The 17,825-nt window shown below is 61.1% G+C and carries 18 protein-coding genes and 2 tRNA genes; 9 read left to right on the top strand and 11 right to left on the bottom strand.

The genetic code is table 11. The annotated features are described in order from the left end of the window. Positions 1 to 37: 37 nt before the first annotated feature. The 4 genes from LDZ28_RS03565 to rph are packed head-to-tail and all read right to left on the bottom strand — an operon-like array spanning position 38 to position 3,846. Positions 38 to 1,228 (bottom strand): MFS transporter, encoded by a 1,191-nt coding sequence (locus LDZ28_RS03565; RefSeq protein WP_244827984.1) that lies wholly within the window; start codon positions 1,226 to 1,228, stop codon positions 38 to 40. 29 nt (positions 1,229 to 1,257) lie between these two features. Continuing rightward, complete coding sequence (gene hemW, locus LDZ28_RS03570) at positions 1,258 to 2,481, bottom strand: radical SAM family heme chaperone HemW (RefSeq protein WP_244827349.1); 1,224 nt, start codon at positions 2,479 to 2,481, stop codon at positions 1,258 to 1,260. Then, entirely contained in the window at positions 2,478 to 3,095 is a 618-nt protein-coding gene (gene rdgB, locus LDZ28_RS03575) for an RdgB/HAM1 family non-canonical purine NTP pyrophosphatase (protein ID WP_244827350.1), read from the bottom strand. Before rdgB ends, hemW begins: the two co-directional genes overlap by 4 nt. After that, the gene (gene rph / locus LDZ28_RS03580) at positions 3,088 to 3,846 is read right to left on the bottom strand and encodes a ribonuclease PH (RefSeq protein WP_244827351.1); all 759 of its coding nucleotides are present in this window, start codon (positions 3,844 to 3,846) and stop codon (positions 3,088 to 3,090) included. The genes rdgB and rph overlap by 8 nt, the downstream gene beginning before the upstream one ends. 293 nt (positions 3,847 to 4,139) lie before the next feature. Between rph and LDZ28_RS03585 the strand changes: the two genes are divergently transcribed. The 5 genes from LDZ28_RS03585 to LDZ28_RS03605 all read left to right on the top strand — a co-directional run bounded on the left by LDZ28_RS03585 (position 4,140) and on the right by LDZ28_RS03605 (position 9,099). Further along, the gene (locus LDZ28_RS03585) at positions 4,140 to 5,084 is read left to right on the top strand and encodes a YicC/YloC family endoribonuclease (RefSeq protein WP_244827352.1); all 945 of its coding nucleotides are present in this window, start codon (positions 4,140 to 4,142) and stop codon (positions 5,082 to 5,084) included. Between the two features lie 9 nt (positions 5,085 to 5,093). Further along, entirely contained in the window at positions 5,094 to 5,768 is a 675-nt protein-coding gene (gene gmk / locus LDZ28_RS03590) for a guanylate kinase (protein ID WP_244827353.1), read from the top strand. A gap of 70 nt (positions 5,769 to 5,838) precedes the next feature. Then, positions 5,839 to 6,042, top strand: coding sequence for a DNA-directed RNA polymerase subunit omega (rpoZ, locus tag LDZ28_RS03595; RefSeq protein ID WP_006025620.1), 204 nt, complete (start codon positions 5,839 to 5,841; stop codon positions 6,040 to 6,042). A 116-nt stretch (positions 6,043 to 6,158) separates the two neighbouring features. Then, positions 6,159 to 8,552 carry a bifunctional (p)ppGpp synthetase/guanosine-3',5'-bis(diphosphate) 3'-pyrophosphohydrolase gene (locus LDZ28_RS03600; protein ID WP_244827354.1) on the top strand — a complete coding sequence of 798 codons (2,394 nt, stop codon included), beginning with the start codon at positions 6,159 to 6,161 and terminating at the stop codon, positions 8,550 to 8,552. Between the two features lie 55 nt (positions 8,553 to 8,607). Then, positions 8,608 to 9,099 carry a phage protein NinX family protein gene (locus tag LDZ28_RS03605; protein ID WP_244827355.1) on the top strand — a complete coding sequence of 164 codons (492 nt, stop codon included), beginning with the start codon at positions 8,608 to 8,610 and terminating at the stop codon, positions 9,097 to 9,099. A 58-nt stretch (positions 9,100 to 9,157) separates the two neighbouring features. Here the strand turns inward: LDZ28_RS03605 and LDZ28_RS03610 are convergent. Next, a tRNA-Arg gene (locus tag LDZ28_RS03610) sits at positions 9,158 to 9,234 on the bottom strand. 105 nt (positions 9,235 to 9,339) lie between these two features. Next, a tRNA-Arg gene (locus tag LDZ28_RS03615) sits at positions 9,340 to 9,416 on the bottom strand. Between the two features lie 152 nt (positions 9,417 to 9,568). Here LDZ28_RS03615 and greB point away from each other — a divergent pair. Then, positions 9,569 to 10,120, top strand: coding sequence for a transcription elongation factor GreB (gene greB / locus LDZ28_RS03620; RefSeq protein ID WP_244827356.1), 552 nt, complete (start codon positions 9,569 to 9,571; stop codon positions 10,118 to 10,120). 92 nt (positions 10,121 to 10,212) lie between these two features. On the opposite strand, the gene LDZ28_RS03625 is transcribed toward greB, so the two are convergent. Then, a complete protein-coding gene (locus LDZ28_RS03625) occupies positions 10,213 to 11,346 on the bottom strand; it encodes a porin (RefSeq protein WP_244827357.1) in 1,134 nt (377 codons plus the stop codon). A 531-nt stretch (positions 11,347 to 11,877) separates the two neighbouring features. Beyond that, the gene (locus LDZ28_RS03630; RefSeq protein ID WP_244827358.1) at positions 11,878 to 12,111 is read right to left on the bottom strand and encodes a hypothetical protein; all 234 of its coding nucleotides are present in this window, start codon (positions 12,109 to 12,111) and stop codon (positions 11,878 to 11,880) included. 664 nt (positions 12,112 to 12,775) lie between these two features. Here LDZ28_RS03630 and LDZ28_RS03635 point away from each other — a divergent pair. Next, positions 12,776 to 13,933 carry an exonuclease domain-containing protein gene (locus LDZ28_RS03635; RefSeq protein WP_244827359.1) on the top strand — a complete coding sequence of 386 codons (1,158 nt, stop codon included), beginning with the start codon at positions 12,776 to 12,778 and terminating at the stop codon, positions 13,931 to 13,933. Here the strand turns inward: LDZ28_RS03635 and LDZ28_RS03640 are convergent. The 3 genes from LDZ28_RS03640 to LDZ28_RS03650 all read right to left on the bottom strand — a co-directional run bounded on the left by LDZ28_RS03640 (position 13,930) and on the right by LDZ28_RS03650 (position 16,361). After that, a complete protein-coding gene (locus tag LDZ28_RS03640; RefSeq protein ID WP_244827360.1) occupies positions 13,930 to 14,547 on the bottom strand; it encodes a chorismate mutase in 618 nt (205 codons plus the stop codon). The two genes, LDZ28_RS03635 and LDZ28_RS03640, sit on opposite strands and share 4 nt — an antisense overlap. Before the next feature lie 208 nt (positions 14,548 to 14,755). Further along, a complete protein-coding gene (locus LDZ28_RS03645) occupies positions 14,756 to 14,905 on the bottom strand; it encodes a hypothetical protein (protein WP_244827361.1) in 150 nt (49 codons plus the stop codon). A gap of 550 nt (positions 14,906 to 15,455) precedes the next feature. After that, positions 15,456 to 16,361: a LysR family transcriptional regulator gene (locus tag LDZ28_RS03650; RefSeq protein WP_244827362.1), complete on the bottom strand. Its 906-nt coding sequence runs from the start codon at positions 16,359 to 16,361 to the stop codon at positions 15,456 to 15,458. Between the two features lie 123 nt (positions 16,362 to 16,484). On the opposite strand from LDZ28_RS03650, the gene LDZ28_RS03655 reads away from it, so the two are divergent. Together LDZ28_RS03655 and LDZ28_RS03660 are read left to right on the top strand one after the other, a co-directional pair. Continuing rightward, on the top strand, positions 16,485 to 17,420 hold the full coding sequence (locus tag LDZ28_RS03655) for a ketopantoate reductase family protein (RefSeq protein WP_244827363.1): 936 nt from the start codon (positions 16,485 to 16,487) through the stop codon (positions 17,418 to 17,420). A gap of 12 nt (positions 17,421 to 17,432) precedes the next feature. Next, complete coding sequence (locus tag LDZ28_RS03660; RefSeq protein WP_244827364.1) at positions 17,433 to 17,825, top strand: VOC family protein; 393 nt, start codon at positions 17,433 to 17,435, stop codon at positions 17,823 to 17,825.

Raw genomic sequence — 17,825 nt, forward strand, 5'->3', positions numbered from 1 at the left:
CGCGTATTGTAGCGCACTCAAACGCGCTTCGGAACCATCAGCCTTCGAGCGAGCGCGTCGCTTTCAAGGCGGGAAATAGTTGCATCCATAGAAGCGCCACGGCAATCGTTCCGAGTCCGCCGATCAACACCGCCGGCACCGCGCCGAACAAGCCCGCAGTCATCCCCGATTCGAATTCGCCGAGCTGATTCGACGTCCCGATGAACAATGAATTGATCGCGCCGACGCGTCCGCGCATCTCATCGGGCGTCTGCAACTGCACGAGCGACATGCGCACGACCACGCTGATCACATCCGATGCGCCCAGCGCCGCGAGCGCCACCAGCGACAAATAAATGTTGCGCGACAAGCCGAACACGATCGTCGCAATGCCGAACGCAATCACGCCACCGAAAAGCGCCGTGCCCGCACGCTGCCGCAACGGAAAATGCGCCAGCCAGATCGAGCCGGTAAGCGCACCCACGGCCGGCGCCGCGCGCAAGACACCCAAGCCCCAAGGTCCGGTATGCAGGATGTCGCGCGCGAACACCGGCAAGAGGGCGGTCGCGCCGCCGAGCAGCACCGCGAACAAATCGAGCGACAACGCGCCAAGGATCACCGGCTTCTTGCGGATGAAGGCGATGCCCGAAAACAGCGCCTCGAACGACAGCGGCGCGCGCATGCGGACAGCTTCATCGATCCTGATCGCCGCCACGGCAAACGCCGCGCCGAGAAACGCGACGGCTACCGCGCCATACACCGTCAACGCGCCGAGGCCGTAGAGGAGGCCGCCCATCGCCGGGCCGAGAATCTGCGCCGTCTGATTTGCCGAGGTGGACCACGCCGTCGCGTGCTGCAATTGCGAACGCTGGACGAGATTGGGCAGCAACGCCGCCATCGATGGCGATTCGAACGCGCGCGCCGCGCCCGTGATCGCCGCGATCGCGTAAATGGGCGCAACGCTTTGCCAGCCATGCCACGCGCCCGCGCACAGACAGAGCGCCGCGGCGCCCTCGATGCCCTGACAAACCCACGCGATCGTGCGCCTGTCGTAACGATCCGCCACATGGCCGACGACGAGCGTGAGCACGAACATCGGCAGGAACTGCGCGAGTCCGACGAGCCCGAGCGCGAACGCGCTATGCGTGATCGAATAAACCTGCCATCCGATCGCCACCGACATCATCTGAAATGCCACCGACGACATCACCCGCGCGCTCCAGAAAAGCGCAAACGGACGATGCCGCATCACCGAGTCCGATCCCAACGTGGGCGCGCTCAATTTTGCGAATCCTTCAAGAACAGCTCCTGTAGATCGTTGAGAAAGCGCTGGCCGAGCTCGGTCGGCGCAATGCGTTCGAAGTCGCGCGTGATGAGTCCGCGCTTCTCCGCTTCGACGAGCGCGGGTTCGATAGCCGACATCGACAAGCCCGTGCGCTCGATGAACGAATGCACCGGAAAGCCTTCCACCAGACGCAGCGTGTTGAGCATGAATTCGAACGGCAGATCGCGCGGTCCGACTTCGCGCTCGTCCTGAATCGCGCTCTGGCCGGGCGAAAGCGCCTGGTCCATGAATGTCGCCGGATGCTTGAAGCGCGCCTGCCGCAAGATTTTTTGCGGAAACGAGAGCTTGGTATGCGCGCCCGCGCCGATTCCAAGGTAATCGCCGAAGCGCCAGTAATTCAGGTTATGTTTGCTTTGCCGATGCGGCTTCGCATACGCCGATACTTCGTAATGCTCGTAGCCGGCATCGCGCGTGCGTTCGTGAATCCAGTCCTGCATGTCGGCAGCGGCATCGTCGTCGGGCAGCGTGGGCGGGTATTTCGCGAAGAGCGTGTTCGGCTCCATGGTCAGGTGATACAGCGACAAATGCGGCGGCGCAAAGCCGATCGCGGTGTCGATATCGCGGCGGCATTCGTCGAGCGTCTGCTTCGGCAACGCGAACATCAGGTCGAGATTGAAATTGTCGAAGTGTTTCGACGCGATTTCCACGGCTTTGCGCGCCTGCGTTGCATCGTGAATGCGGCCGAGCGCCTTCAGATGCGTTTCGTCGAAACTCTGAATGCCGATCGACAAGCGGTTCACGCCGCTCGCACGAAACTGCGCGAACTTCGCGGCTTCGAATGTGCCGGGATTGGCTTCGAGCGTGATCTCGGCGTCGGCGTCGATGGGCAACAAGGCGCGCGCGTCCGAAAGCAGCCGGTCGAGTCCTTTCGCGGACAAAAGGCTCGGCGTGCCGCCGCCGATGAAAATGGTGTGTACCTGCCGTCCCCACACGAGCGGCAGCGCGCTTTCGAGATCGGCACGCAAGGCGTCGAGGTAACGGTCCTCGGGGAACGCATCGCCGTTCCACTCGTGCGAGTTGAAATCGCAATACGGACACTTACGCACGCACCACGGGAAATGCACGTAAAGCGCGAGCGGCGGCAACGACTTGAGCCGGATGCTTCCCGGCGACGTGAATGCCTGCACGACATTGATTGTCTTCGGACCGGAACTCACGCAAGTTCCTTGAGATGTTGCAGCAGTTCACGCAGCGCCAGCGCCCGATGCGAAAGCGCGTTCTTGCGTGCCGGATCGAGTTCGGCAGCCGTCGCGTTGAGCGTCGGCAAAAAGAAGTGCGGGTCGTAGCCGAAGCCATGTGCGCCGCGCGGCGTGTCGATGACTTCTCCGTGCCAGCGGCCTTCGGCGATGAGCGGTTCTGGATCGTTCGCGTGACGCACGAGCACGAGCACGCAGAAGTAATAGGCGCGGCGGTCGGCTTTGTCGGCGAGTTCGGAGACGAGGTGCGCGTTGTTGGCCGCATCGCTTTTCACGCCGCCGTGCATCGAGGCGAAACGCGCCGAATACACGCCGGGCGCGCCGTTCAGCGCGCGTACGCAAAGGCCGGAGTCATCGGCCAAAGCGGGCAGGCCGGTAAGCGTCGCGGCGTGGCGCGCCTTGGCCAGCGCGTTTTCGACGAAAGTGGCGTGCGGTTCGTCGGCTTCCGGCACGCCGAGTTCGCCCTGCGCGATCAATTCGATTCCCGCCGCATCCAGCAGCGATGCGAATTCGCGCAGCTTGCCCGCGTTGTTCGACGCGAGCACCACGCGTCCGAGTGTTGCCGTATCAGACACCTTCTATCCCCAGTGCAGCTTTCTGCTTCGCGATCAGGCCTTTTATGCCGCTGTCCGCGAGGTCGAGCAGCGCGTTCATTTCGTCGCGCGAAAATGGTGCGCCTTCCGCCGTGCCCTGAACTTCGACGAAACCGCCCGCGCCCGTCATCACGACGTTCATGTCGGTGTCGCACTGCGAGTCTTCCTCGTAGTCGAGGTCGAGCACGGGCGCGCCCTGATAGATGCCGACAGAAATGGCCGCGACGAAATCCTTGATCGGCGATTGCGCGATACGGCCATTCGCGACGAGCTTCGTGACGGCATCATGCGCGGCGACGAACGCGCCCGTGATGCTCGCCGTGCGCGTGCCGCCGTCGGCCTGGATGACATCGCAGTCGATATTCAGCGTGCGCGGACCGAGCGCGTTCAGATCGAATACGGAGCGCAGCGCGCGGCCGATCAACCGCTGGATCTCCTGCGTGCGGCCGGTCTGCTTGCCGCGCGCGGCTTCGCGGTCGTTGCGCGTATGCGTGGCGCGCGGCAGCATGCCGTATTCGGCGGTGAGCCAGCCTTGGTCGCGCCCGCGCAGGAATTCCGGGACGCGCTCGGCGATACTCGCCGTGCAGATGACCTTGGTATCGCCGAACTCGACGAGCACCGAGCCTTCCGCATGCTTCGTGTAGTGCCGCGTGATGCGCACGTCGCGCAATTGATTCGCGCGGCGGCCGCCCGGACGCGGAACGGAAGGTTTCAGCAGGGGAGAGTCGGTCATGGATGGGCCAGAGTGGAGTTGAACGCGTAATGAAAGTGCCGGCGCTCGATAAAGACGCGGGAATAACGCGAAAGCGCGGCGTGTGCGCGATTTTATCGTTAATCCAAAGCCGGCGTTGTCGCGCGCGGCAAGCGCCGCGAGGCGTCATATCGGCGGGCGCGGCAGTAAAAATGGGATAATGCGGGTTCCTCGCCCGGCGGCCATACGCGTGCCACTGAAGCGCACCCTCAAGCGCGCCGGGCGCTCGTATCGAAACGGCCTTCGCAACGAAGGCTCACATCGCGAGACGTACCATGATCTACAGCATGACAGGCTATGCCAGCGCGACCCGCGAAGTCGTCGCGGATGGCGCGGGACCCAATGGCGCGGGCGGTTCAGGCGTCGGTGTATCGGTGGAATTGCGCACGGTGAATTCGCGCTTCCTCGATCTGAACTTCCGCATGCCCGAAGACGTGCGCGCAAGCGAGCCGCAATTGCGCGAAATGCTGATGAGCAAGCTTTCGCGCGGCAAGGTGGATATCCGCATCAATTTGAATCGCGTGGAGCAGACGGCCAACGCGGGCGCGCTCAATCGCGAAGCGCTCACGCAACTCGCCGCGCTCGAACGCGCCGTGCTCGACGTGTTTCGCGACTCCGAACGCATGCGCACTGGCGAAATTCTGCGCTGGCCTGGCGTGCTGAAGGAGAGCTCGGTGTCGCAAGACACGTTGCGCGAAGCCGTGCTCGCGTGCGGCAAGCAGGCAATCGCCGATCTCATCGACGTGCGCGCGCGTGAAGGCGCGGCGCTGGGCGCGGTGCTCATCAACAACGTGACGGAGATGGAAGCCATCGTCGCGCGCATCACGCCGCTCGTGCCGGAATTGATCGCGAAGCATCAGCAGAAGATCGTCGAACGCTTGCAAGACGCGCTCGGCATTGCGACGAACGACGGCGCCACATCGGCGAGCGTGCCGCGCGAGGAAATTGCCGAGCGCATTCGCCAGGAAGTGACGATGTACGGTATTCGTATCGATATCGCCGAGGAATTGCAGCGGCTCACCGCGCATCTGACCGAAACGCGCCACGTGTTGCAAAAGGGCGGCAAGGTCGGCAAGCGCCTCGACTTCATGATGCAGGAGCTCAATCGCGAAGCAAACACGCTCGGCTCGAAGGCCGCGGCGAAGGAACTCGCGGATGCATCGATGACGCTGAAACTGCTCATCGAACAAATGCGCGAGCAAGTACAGAATCTGGAGTAACGCAACATCATGCCGAACAACACGCACCGCTCGCACAGCAACTACACGGGCATTTATCCGGGCAACCTGTTCATGGTCGTCGCGCCTTCGGGTGCGGGCAAGTCCACGCTCGTGAACGCGCTGCTTGCACAGGACGAAGCTATCCGCCTGTCCGTTTCCTATACGACGCGCGACCCGCGCCCGAAGGAAAGCAACGGCGTGCAGTATCACTTCGTTTCCGTCGATGAATTCATGGAACGCCACAAGGCAGGCGAATTCCTCGAAAGCGCCGAAGTGCACGGCAACTACTACGCGACCTCGAAGGTGTGGATCGAGGATCAGATGCGTAACGGCAACGACGTGCTGCTCGAAATCGACTGGCAGGGTGCGCAGCAGGTGAAGAAGCAGTTCCGCAATGCGGTCGAGATTTTCATTCTGCCGCCTTCGCTGGACGCGCTCGAAGACCGTCTGAAAAAACGCGGCCAGGACTCGGAGAAAGTGATCGTGCGGCGTCTGCTTGCAGCCGGCAGCGAGATGGCGCATGCATCGGAAGCGGAGTACGTCGTGATCAACGAGAACTTCGATCGCGCGCTCGCCGAGTTGCAGTGTCTCGTCAAGGCGACGCGGCTGCGCTTCACCTCGCAATACGCGCGTCATACGGAGCTATTCGTGGAGCTCGGCATTCACTCCGCGCAGGCGCAATGACGCGAAGTAGTGGCCGGGTCATGCCGGTCACATAAGGTAGAATAAAGTACATATCGAGAAGGAAACAAACATGGCCCGCATCACCGTCGAAGACTGCCTGAAACAAATTCCTAACCGCTTCGAGCTCGCGCTTGCAGCGACCTATCGCGCGCGTCAGCTCGCACAAGGCCATACGCCGAAGATCGAAAGCCGCGACAAGCCTACGGTCGTTGCGCTGCGCGAAATCGCGGCCGGCCAGGTCGGCGTCGAAATGTTGAAGAAGGTGCCGGTTTAATTGCCTTCGCCTTCGTAACAGCCCGTGTGATCCTCATCACGGGCGCTGTTTTTTGCATGGCGTTTCAACTCTCCTAACCGGACGACATTGCGCGTCACTTACCCACGGAGGCGAACATGAGTCAAGCACCGTTGCCCGTCTCCGCCTCCGTGGAACCCGACATCGAAATCGATCAGGATGCGGTGCTCGACGCGGACAAGCCGCAAGCGGCGCGCAGATATATCGATGCGGTCCTCGAACAGTCGTTTCGCCATCTGTTCGGGCCCACCGCCACGCCGGAACAGCCGCGCAAGCACGACGTCGTTTCCATCGCGAAACTGACGAACACGCTTGCAGGCTATCTTTCGCCGGAAGAGATCAAGGAAGTCAAGTCGGCTTTCCATTTCAGCGACGAAGCGCATCTCGGGCAGTATCGTCAAAGCGGCGAGCCCTACATCACGCACCCGGTTGCCGTTGCGGAAATCTGCGCGGGCTGGAAGCTTGATGCGCAATCGATCATGGCGGCGCTGCTGCATGACGTGATCGAGGATCAGGGCGTCACCAAGACGGAGATCGCGGAGCGCTTCGGCGCGAAGGTCGCCGAACTGGTCGACGGCTTGTCGAAGCTCGACAAGATGGAATTTCGCAATCGCGAGGAAGCGCAGGCGGAAAATTTCCGCAAGATGCTGCTGGCCATGGCGCGCGATGTCCGCGTCATCCTCGTCAAGTTGTCGGACCGGCTGCACAACATGCGCACGCTCGGCGCGGTGCCGCCGGAAAAGCGCCGTCGCGTCGCGCGCGAGACGCTCGACATCTATGCGCCCATTGCGCATCGGCTGGGTCTGAACAATACGTATCGCGAGCTGCAGGATTTGAGCTTTGCGAATTTCAATCCGACCCGTTACGCCACGCTTGAAAAAGCGGTGAAGGCGGCGCGCGGCAACCGGCGCGAAGTGGTCGGCAAGATTCTCGAAGCCGTTCAGCGCACCATCGCGGACGCCAAGATCAGCGCCGAAGTCACCGGCCGCGAAAAGACGATCTTCAGCATCTACAAGAAGATGCGCGACAAGCAGTTGTCGTTCTCGCAAGTGCTCGACGTCTACGGTTTTCGCGTGGTCGTGGAAAGCGCGCTCGAATGCTATACGTGCATCGGCGCGCTGCATGCGCTCTATAAGCCGGTGCCGGGCAAGTTCAAGGACTACATCGCCATTCCGAAGGTCAATGGCTATCAGTCGTTGCATACCACGCTGGTCGGTCCGTTCGGCGCGCCCATCGAGTTCCAGATTCGCACGCGCAAGATGCACGAGATCGCCGAGGCGGGCGTTGCGGCGCACTGGCTCTACAAGAACGGTGGCGCCGACCTCAACGACGTGCAAAAGCGCGCGCATCAGTGGCTCAAGTCGCTGCTCGACATTCAGAGCGAAGCAGGCGATTCGAGCGAGTTCCTTGAACACGTCAAGATCGACCTGTTCCCGGACGCCGTCTACGTTTTCACGCCGAAGTCGAAGATCATGCCGCTGCCGCGCGGCGCGACCGCACTCGACTTCGCGTATTCGATCCACAGCGACCTCGGCAATCAGTGCGTCGCGGTGAAGATCAACAACGAATTGCTGCCGCTGCGCACGGAGTTGAAGAGCGGCGATATCGTCGAAGTCATTACCGCGCCGTACTCCAAGCCGAATCCCGCGTGGCTCGGCTTCGTGCGCACGGGTAAGGCGCGCTCGGCCATTCGTCACTATCTGAAGACAATGCGCCTGAACGAGTCCGTGCAGCTGGGCGAACGTCTCGTCGATCAAAGCCTCAAGGGCTACGGTCTGGCGCTTTCGGATGTCACGCCGGAAGTCTGGGAAAAGCTCGTGCAATGGACGGGCAACAAGACGCGTCAGGAGATTTTCGCGGATATCGGTCTTGGAAGGCGCGTGGCGGCGGTCATGGCCAAGCGCATCGAAGTGCTGATGAACGGCCGCGACGACGACGATCACTCGCCGCGCGATCACGTCAATACGAATACGGCGCCGCCAGTTGTCATCACGGGCACGGAAGGCATGTCGGTGCAGCTTTCCGCGTGCTGCCGGCCGATTCCCGGCGACGACATCATGGGCTATATCGGCATCGGGCTCGGCATGGCCATTCATACGACCGAATGTCGCGTGGCGCAGCGAATTCATCGGCGCGATCCGGGCCGCTGGATCGACGTCGCGTGGGCGCCGCAGCCGGGACGTTTGTTCGATGTCGCGGTGAAGGTGCTCGTCAGAAACACGAAGGGCGTTTTTGCGCGCGTCGCGGCGGACATTACGTCGGCGGATGCCAACATCGTCCATATCGCCATGGATGAAGACGTCTCGCAGGAAGCCAAGATGCTGCGCTTCGTCATCCAGGTCAGCGACCGCGTGCATCTCGCCAACGTAATGCGGCGTGTGCGGACCAATCCGGACGTCATGCGTATCGCGCGCGAACGGCCTAGCGACGAGCCGTATCATCGCAATCAGGAAGGCGGCATGCGCATCGACCGCGAACGCGCCGACTATTGATCCACGGCGCGGGCACATCGCGTGCATGCCTGTACGACTACAGGAGAAGCGCCACATGCAAACATCCGACCTTGACGGTCAGGCACTCGACTACTGGGTAGCGCGCGGGCTGCACGACTTCATTCGCGAAATCCACTTCACCGACAGCGGCCAGACGCTCTCCATTCGCGGCAACGATCGCGGCCGGCCTTGGGACGGTCGCTTTCTGCCATCGACTTCGTGGGAAGCCGCTTCGGTCGTTCTCGAGCGCGCGTGCCGGCTCGAAATGAGCGATCACGGACGCGGCGAGGTGGTCTGCAGCGTGAGCTTCGGCAAGGACGCGGACACAAGGGAAGGGCGCGGACCGTCGCTGCGCGTGGCGCTTCTGCGTGCGTTCGTGCGTCACTCTTTCGGCGATACCGTGGACGACGAATTCCCGCATCGCTCGCAAATGCTGATGGGCGAGCGAGCCGAGGCGATTGGCGAACCGAGCGCGGTGGCATCGGTTGAAGATTTGCCGATACCGGACGAGCGTATAGGCGATATCGGCTCGTTGCCGCGGCAGTAGAGTAACTAGCGACGAGGCAAACAAAAAGGGCCTTCCGTGTGGAAGGCCCTTCGAAAGGTGGTGCGGCTGGCAGGATTCGAACCCACGACCCCTTGGTTCGTAGCCAAGTACTCTATCCAACTGAGCTACAGCCGCACGCAAAACGGTACTGCTTCAAACGGTACTGCTTGTTTATTACATGCGCTTTTGGTTAAGCGCTTGATGCTGTTTTCCGTCCGAAGGCGGGAAACCTGAATAAAGTGGTGCGGCTGGCAGGATTCGAACCCACGACCCCTTGGTTCGTAGCCAAGTACTCTATCCAACTGAGCTACAGCCGCACGCAGAAGCGGAATTATAGCCAAGCCTGTTTGAAAAAGGAAGGGGCGTTGACCAAATTATCGCTTTAGATGCGTCCGCCACGCTCAACGCGCGTGGTAAGTTGTTGGTTTGGGGGCAGAGAAGCCCCGGAAATTCGAACTTGGTCTGTGCGATGAACAAGGCATTTGTCAAAGAGTCGGACGAAAGTGACGACGATCTCGAACTCGGTCAGCCGGACATTCCGGCGGGGACCAAGAACTACATCACGCCAGCGGGCCACAAGCGCCTGCGCGATGAGCTGTTGCAATTGCTCGATACCGAGCGCCCCGAAGTGGTCAGGCTCGTATCGTGGGCGGCGTCAAATGGCGACCGCTCGGAGAATGGCGATTACATTTACGGCAAGCGTCGGCTGCGAGAAATCGACCGGCGTATCCGCTTTCTCGGCAAGCGTCTCGATCTCGCGGAAGTGGTGGACAGCAGCAGGCAGGAGAACGTCGACCAGGTGTTCTTCGGTGCGACCGTCGACTATTCCGGCGACGATGGCGAGGTGCATACGGTAACGATCGTCGGCGTGGACGAGGTCGACCTGGACGTCGGTCACGTGAGTTGGATCTCGCCGGTGGCGCGCGCGCTGCTCAAGGCGAAGATCGGCGATACGGTGCCGTTGCATACGCCCGCAGGCGTGCAGCAGATCGACATCCTCGACGTGCGCTATCCGCGCTAAAAGTTTTGAAGGCGCTTCGGTGCCCGGAACGTTGGACGAAAAAAGGCCGCTCCGAAGAGCGGCCTTTTTCATACTGATGAAACCAGTCCAGCTTAGAAGCGGTGACGCAGACCAACCGTTGCCGAGACTTGGTTCGGCGTCGACGAAACGCCTACGCCGTTGATCGTCGCGCCCAGACCCGTGCCATCCAGATCCGAAACGTGTTGGTATTCGCCTTGCAGATACACGTCCGTACGCTTGGAAAGCGCGTATGCCGTTTGCAGGTCGACTTGGTGGAACTTCGGCTTCACGCCATCGATGCGGCTGTCGGTGTACGTGTAGTTCGCTGCGAGCGACAAAGCCGGCGTCAGGTTGTAACGGCCGTTGACTTCGTAGTTCGTGAAGCGAACGTGGCCGTCCGTCAGACCAACCAGGCCAGCGCCTTGCGAACCCGTGTTGCTGATGGCCGTTGCGTTGTCCAGCATCGTCTGCGTGAACACGAAGCCAACCGTTGCCGGGCCGAAAGCGTAGTTCACGCCGCCGCCGAAGATGCGTTGACGGCCAGCCACGAACGGGTTATCGCCGCTGATTGCGCCACCGGTGTTCAGCGAACCGGCGTTGTTCAATTGCATGTACGCGCCAGCGATGTTCAACGGGCCGTAGTTGTACGATGCGCCGACGCTGTATTGACGGTTGTCCGAGAAGCCGCCTGCTTCGTTCGAGAAGCCATACTGCGCGCCAAGCTTGAAGCCGGCGTAGTTCGCGCTCGTGTACTTGACCGAGTTGTTCACGCGGAACGTGTTGTCGAGGTTGTCGTTGTCGAACGGGTGGGCGAACTGCGTGCCGCCGTATTGCGTGCCCGTCAGAGCCAGAGGCCCGAGGAAGTCGACCACGGAGTCATATTGACGACCGAGCGTGACCGTGCCGAACTGTTCGCTCGACAGACCAACGTACGCTTGACGGCCGAATTCGCGGCCACCCTGGCCCAGCGTGCCGTTAGCGATGTTGAAGCCGTTTTCCAACGTGAAGATTGCCTTCAGGCCGCCGCCGAGGTCCTCAGCGCCGCGCAAGCCCCAACGGCTGCCGTTCACCGAACCGCTGGTTTCCTTGAAGTTGCTGTGGCCGTTCTGATTGTTCGTGTAGGTGATGCCTGCATCGATCAAGCCGTACAGCGTGACGCTGCTTTGGGCGTGAGCTGCAGTGGCGAAGACACCCGAGAGGGCTGCGACGATGAGAGTCTTTTTCATCTTTGTAACTCCGAGAGCAGATTGGGCCCTAGACCCAGGCTTTGAGGAAACCTCGTTCCGGCGCGCTGCGAGAGGCGCTGTCGGAGGAGTCATGCGTCACGAAGCGACACATGTGTTTCCGGACCAGACGAAGTGTAAAGACGGCGTTACAAGCGGGGCGTTCCAATTTCCGCAATAAATCATTCTTCTATCAGCAATGATCGAGGAACCGCTTATTCTTCTTTTAATACAATGCTTTAAGCGCGAATAAAGTCGTAAGGGCGGAAGTGTCAACCAACTCGCGTTGCGCAAGCGCTACATATAAGTTGGCGCAAAGCAACAGGCGCTTTCCGAAAATACGGATTGTTGAGCCAAGTGAAACAGAAGATTGCTTTTTTCGAGGGTAATTATTGCTGCAGCCGTGGCTATACTGAGGGCTCTGCTTTCCGAAGCAGACTTTTTCGTTGACGGAAAAGATCTCCAAACTTTGTCAGCGCGATCTTCGGGTCGCGCTTTTTTTTGCTTGAAATTCGCGGGCTCACCGGGCCGCGATCAGGCCGTGGCTTTCTCCTCTTCCTGCTCGACGACGTCCGCTCCGAGCGGCACTGCCCAGTCCTCCATCACGTAGCGGCGGGCGTCCATGGGCGATGCAAGCAGGTTTTGCCAATGATCGCCGTGCCAGGAAGGATCGATTTGGAGCAAGCCGGCCGATGACGCCTCCGGCGCAATCGTCGGAGCGAATGCCAGTTTCAACCAATGCGCAATACGCTTGAATTGGATTATCACAGCGTCCTCCTTTACAACTGGTTGCGAGTTAGTTTCCATAATCCTTAATTGCAGAGAATTGGGCAAGACGAGTAAACACTTACGATTTTAATAAATCGGTTACGGGCGCGGTAATTTTTCTACTTAATAAATGCGTCACTGCCTGTTGCTTAGAATAACGATGACGGAAAGCAGTAATCAGGATTAGTCTGAATTACAGATTAGTTAATGTACAACAGCGGTCGCCGTATTATCTTCCGGGCTCGATAACGATTATCGACCTCGGACTTGTGAGACCGGAGATTCGCAGGATGCACCCCATCGCGGTAGCTCGCGGCGCGCCCATCGCCGGTTGACGGCCAGCTGAAGCGGCCTCGGGCGGCGTATGGACGCTGACTGAGCCACCATGACCAAAATCCATAAGTAATCAGGGTTATCCGCCATTGTGTCAAAATTCGTGTTTAAGGCTGTCGCCGCAAAATATTTTAATTGCGACAACTCAAGGGTCGTAGATCGTAAATCCGGGTAATCACGTAAACCGACAAGATATTCCCTTAACCAGAATTACTTACCGATTACCGCGGCAGCTCGGCGATCAAAGCCCCGGTCACCCCGCTGCGTTAGAATGGGCAATCTCATCCCATCGCTTACTCCCGCGAATTCCGCAATCTCCCGCCGTCCGATAATGCATTTCGATCAACCCGCCGAATTCAAGCTTCCCACCGATCCCATCGTCTTCGTCGATCTCGAAACGACGGGCGGCACGTTCGGCATTGATCGCATCACGGAGATCGGCATCGTCGAGGTCGGGCCAAACGGCGTGTCGCAGTGGACCACGCTCGTCAACCCGCAGAAGCCGATTCCTGGCTTCGTCCAGCAATTGACGGGCATCACCGATGCCATGGTGCGCGACGCGCCCACCTTCGAAGCGCTCGCGCAAGACCTGCTCGAACGCATGAACGGGCGGCTTTTCATCGCGCACAACGCCCACTTCGATCACAGTTTCCTGAAGGGCGAATTCCGGCGGCTCGACCTGCGCTTTACGCCGGATGTGCTGTGCACCGTGCAACTTTCGCGCGCCGTGTATCCCGCCGAAAGCCGCCACGGACTCGATGCGCTCGTCGAGCGTCACGCGCTCGTGCCGTCCGCGCGTCACCGTGCACTCGCCGATGCCGATCTGCTTTGGCAGTTCTGGCAGCATCTGCATCGCTCGCACGCGGCCGATTTACTGAGCGCGCACGTCGAACGCGTGACGCGGCGCTTTCAGATCGCGGCTCATATCGATGAAGACACGATCGAGCGCATACCGGTTGGCTGCGGCGTCTACGTCTTTCGCGGCGACGACGATGCCCCGCTATATGTCGGCCGAAGCGTGCGCTTGCGTCAACGTGTGCGCTCGCATCTGGTTGGGCCACGCCGTTCCGCGAAGGATTTGCGGTTGTCCGCGCTCGTGCGGCGCGTCGAGTGGCGCGCGACCGGTGGAGAAATCGGTGCGTTGCTTGCCGAAGCGCAACTGGTGGCGGCACTGCGGCCGGCGCATAATCGCGTGCCGAAGGCGCGTACCGGCGACATGCGTGGCGCGCCGTGGCCCTATGCGGGTCCAATCGCAATCGAAGAACGCGATCCGGCGGTGGCCGAACGCGTCTGGCATGTCATCGACCGATGGCAATATCTCGGTTCGGCTCGGAGCATCGTCGACGCGCGCGCCTTGTCGGCGATTGCTTCGGCGCCCGTCTTCGAACTCGCTACCTATCGCATCCTCGGCGAGCGCCTCGCGCGCGGACTGGCTTTCGTCGCACTCGAATGCGCGCCAGCAGCTGTCGCGAATCAGGTCACCAGCTAGCCAACCGCGCCCACGCCGCCCGCCGCGCACACATGCGACAACGCGTGTGAGAGCGGATCGTTCATCGACGAGTCATAGCGCGTCAAATGCTTCCAGCGCGCCACGCTTTGTGCAAGACGCAGCGGACAATCGTCGGCTTGACGTAGCGGTTCGACGCGCGCGAGCGCGGTCATGAGCGACTGCGTCAGGCGATCGAGCTTCGGGCGCGTGTCATGCGCGAGATCGGGCGGCGTGCCTTCTGGCGCAGCCTTGGCCGCGCGCCAGTTGGCGAAGAGCGCGTTCTGCACGTCCTTGCTGGCATCGATCTGATCGCGAAAGAACTGGCGCGCGAACGCGGGATCGACCTGCGCGGCGCTGGCTTTATCTTCGACTTGCTTCAGGAGCGCGGCTTCGCGCGGTTCATCGGTGATCGGTTCGTGACGCGCCCACTTCCAGCGCGCGACGGGTTCGGCAAGCGCAAGCCGTTGCGAAACGAGAGCAATGAGATTGGTGAAGGCGGTGTCGTCGCCATCGGCGCTAACGGGCGCCGACAACGTGAAGAGCAGGGCGGCGACGCCAGTCGACGCGAGCACGCGAGATGAAGCGAGAAGAGAAGTCAGAGATCGGCTGCGCATGGGCTCGATGCAAAAGCGCCAGCATAACGCACCGCTGTGAGAGTTCATCCTGGATAGGCGAGTCTTGCCGCACGACTCCCCGCTGCCGTCAAAAGGATAAGGCGCGACTTCGCCTGGCTTCTGCCATGAAGAGACCGTGAGGTCCGTGCGCGCCGTGCGCACCGGGCGTCGTTTTCACGACGACGGCGTGACGATCCAGCGCGCCCGCCTATTTCGAGCCGGTCGAGTTGCGCTGTTCGTCGAAGAACGCGCGAACATGCTCGGGCAACTCGGTGGCGAGAAATTCGACGGCAACCGGGTCCGGGTCCGGACTGTTCACTTTGTCGGGGGTCGGGATTTTCGTCGGTCTGGCGTCCATGATGCTCTCCTCTGTGTCGACAACGATTACTTACTAGCCATTCCGCGACGCAAGCCATGTTTCATGGCTTTTGCAGCGCCGCATCCGGCCTTGCGAATTCATTACTGCGTTCTGTGTGAATGCGTTATCGGAACGCCGGCAGTCCGACTTGAGCGATTTATCCAGTACGAACGGTTTTAAATAAGCGTGTGGTCACGAATTACCGAACCTAAAATCGTCCAACGCAAAAATTACTTAAAAAGCCAGATAATCGGTAGCTCCGGAAGCCGCGCCCAGCTTGGCTCGGCGACCGTGAGGTCATCGCGCACTAATAGTTTAGCGATTCCTCTATGGATATAACGATACCGGGAAACCAGCGTTGACGCTCGATTGTGCGCAGCGGAAAATAGCTCGTTGTTGTACGAAAGCGCACATAAAGAATCAATCATCGAAGTGTGACGCCCGAATGTGAAATCGGTGTGGTGATTTCGCTGTTAATACGCAAGCGTGTCGGATCGAAACCGCACTGTTGTAATCGCACACTGAAAGCGTCTTCGTGGCGTCACGCGAATCAGCTTGCGTTGCCAAACAGTTGCGCCACGACGGATCGCAGCCAGCGGTTGCCTGCTTCGTGGTGGTATCGCGCATGCCAGTGCTGACGCACGGCAAATCGATCGACGGGAAAAGGGCAGGGGTGAACGGCGACGTCGTTGACTCGCGCCAGCGTCTCGCCGATATTGCGCGGCAGCGTGGCGATGAGGTCGGTGGTCTTGATGATCGATCCGAGGCCGAGAAAGCCCGGCAGTTCGAGCACGACATCGCGCTCGATATGCTCGCGTAGCAGCGCCTGCTCAAGCAACTGCGCGCCCGTGCCGGCTGCGATCGCCACATGTCCCTCGGCGCAATATTGCTTTCGGCTGAGCTTCGCGCGCAGCCTCGGGTGGCTGCGGTTGGTCAGGCAAACCCAATCCTGCATATATAACTGCTGCTGGTAGATTCCTCCGCCAAGCCAGGGCACATGTCCGATCGCCAGATCCGCCTCGCCGGATTCCAGGGCGCGTTCCGTGTTGCCGTCGATTCGCGCCGCATCGAGACGCACGCCGGGCGCCTGCGCGCGCACATGCGCCAGCATCCGCGGGAGCAGCGTGATGTGACTGGCGTCGGTCATGCAGATTCGAAACCGCCGCTTGGCGGTCGATGGATCGAACGCAATTTCCCATGCAGCGAAGCGTCGCAGCGATTCGAGAATCTCCCGGCATGGACCGATCAGCGCGTCGGCCTGCGGCGTGGGCGCCATGCCGCTCGGCGTACGAATGAAAAGCGGGTCCTGCAGATGCGCTCGCAAGCGTCCGAGCCAGATGCTGATGGTCGGCTGGCTCTGTCCGAGCTGCTCTGCGACGCGCGTCACGCTGCGCACGTCGTAGAGCAAATCGAAGAGTTGCAGCAGCTTGAGGTCGGGAAGTTCGATCGGTTCCATCGGCCTATTGTCACGGAACAAGCCGCGCGAGTGATATTGCCAAACGCAATGTGGTCATTGAATTCATTGCATTGCCGATATGACCCGTGAGCCGTATCTTGGTCGCAGATCAGGGGGACGGCTGTGAAAATCGCGATTCTGGGTGCCGGTGCGCTCGGCTGCGCCATCGGTGCGGCGCTGACCGAAGGTGGCAACGAAGTGTGGTTGCTGAACCGCTCCGCCGCGCACGTGGACGCCATGCGCCGCGACGGCCTGCTCGTCGACGACGCCACCGGCTCGCGTCGCGTCACCGTGCGCGCCACGACGCAAGCCGCCGAGGCCGGCGCGGCCGATCTCATCATCGTGCTGGTCAAATCTTTTCATACCGATGCCGCCATGCGCGGCGCGCTCGAACTGATCGGTCCCGAAACGGTGGTGCTGTCGCTGCAGAACGGTCTCGGGCATGAAGACGTGCTGGCGGGAATCGTCGGACGCGAACGCGTGCTGGCCGGCAAGACATACGTCGGCGGGGTCATGCGTGGCGCGGGGCATATCGAGTCGGGCGTGGCCGGCAAGGCGACCATCGTGGGCGAACTCGACGGCCGCGTTACCGCGCGCGTTGCGGCCATCGCCGACACCTTCAACGCGTCCGGGCTCGCCACGACGGTCAGCGACAACATCCTCGGGACGATGTGGGACAAGCTCCTCGTCAACGTCGCCACCGGCGCGCTCACGGGCATCACGGGCCTGACTTACGGCCAGTTCTATGAAGACGCGCATCTCAAGGCCACGTCTCTCGCGGCGGTTGCCGAAGCGATGGCCGTGGCGAAAGCGGCGGGCGTCGCGCTTTCCGTCACCGATCCCGAACGGCCGTGGATTCTCGCGGGCGAAGGGCTCTCGCCCGCCTTCAAGACGTCGATGCTGCAAAGCCTGGAAAAAGGCTCCGCTACCGAGATCGATTTCATCAACGGCGCGGTCGTGCGCTGGGGCGAGCGGCACGGCGTGCCGACTCCCGTCAACGCGACGCTCGTCGCCTGCATCAAGGGCATCGAGCGGGCCATGACCGACCGAAAAGAATAAGGAGACAACCGCATGAACGGCAGCAAGGCATATCTGGAACACGTCGCCATCTGGGTGAAGGACATCCACTGGCACATCCGTTTTTTCGAGGACGTGCTCGGCATGACCATGCGCGAAGTCGACGGCACGATCGACAAACCGCGCCAGTACTGGACGCTCGGCGGACTGCAGTTCATCCACAAGCCGGACCATGACGCGCCCGAAGGCCGGCTCGGCCATCTGGGCGTGATGTGCGAGGACCTGGAAGCGGCGCTTCGAGCCGCGCAGCGCCACGAAGTCACTGAAATGCCGCAGGGACGCAACTGGATTCGCCTGCCGGACGGCCTTGCCGTCGAGCTGATTCAGGCCAAGCCCGCGTCGTGCGTGGCACGGGCGCTTTCCATCGATCCGCGTTCGGAGGCATGA

The sequence above is a fragment of the Caballeronia sp. TF1N1 genome (assembly GCF_022878925.1).
Classification (GTDB): domain Bacteria; phylum Pseudomonadota; class Gammaproteobacteria; order Burkholderiales; family Burkholderiaceae; genus Caballeronia.